This is a genomic window from Collinsella sp. OM04-5 (genome assembly GCF_003439125.1).
Lineage (GTDB): Bacteria > Actinomycetota > Coriobacteriia > Coriobacteriales > Coriobacteriaceae > Collinsella.
In genome coordinates, this window is record NZ_QSUU01000034.1 from 1 (window position 1) to 750 (window position 750).

1 protein-coding gene is annotated in these 750 nt (G+C 70.1%); it reads left to right on the top strand.

The annotated features are described in order from the left end of the window. Positions 1-132 precede the first annotated feature (132 nt). A partial coding sequence (locus DXB53_RS09840) for a transposase (RefSeq protein WP_147330912.1) occupies positions 133-750 on the top strand: 618 nt, incomplete at its 3' end.

Here is a 750-nt window from a genome sequence, read left to right on the forward strand (position 1 = left end):
ACAGACACTATGACCCAATCCAGGGGCACGGAAACGACAGGAGCCCCCGCTCGTGACCGCGGGTCGGGGCTGCGACAATGTTGTTGAAGTGCCAGAGGCGCAGCCGCGCCGCAACGAGGTTGGGAGGCTCCCGTGCCTAGATATTCTACCGCCTTCGGAATGGACGTACACCTCAGGTCCACCACCGTCTGCGCGCTCGACGCGGAGACGGGCGAGGCCGTGACGAGGAGGTTCCGCGGCAACCCCTGGGGCGAGGTCGCGGAGTGGATGTCGGGCTTCCCCGGCCCGTCGCTCGCCGCCTACGAGAGCGGCTACCTCGGCTTCGCCCCGCAAAGGGAGCTCTCCGGGCTCGGCGTCGACTGCGTCGTCGCGGCCGTCTCCAAGGTCCCGAGGTCGGCTGCCGACCTCTCGTCCAAGAACGACCGCAACGACGCGGCCAGGATGGCCAAGGCGATACTGTCGCACGACGTCACCCCGGTATGGGTGCCGTCCCCCGAGATCGAGGGGCTCAGGGACCTCGCCGCCGCCCACGACGCCGCGACCGCGAGGCTCGCGGCGGCGAAGCAGCGGCTCCTGGCGTTCCTAGCCCGCCGCGGCTATGTCTACGGCGGCACGACGCCGGCCGGCAACCCCCGGAAGTACTGGACGTACGGCTTCCTCAGGTGGCTCGACGGCATACACCCCGCCGACGACGGAGGCATCCGGGCGCTTGCGGCGCTGAGGAACGAGGTCGAGGCGGCCGACGAGACG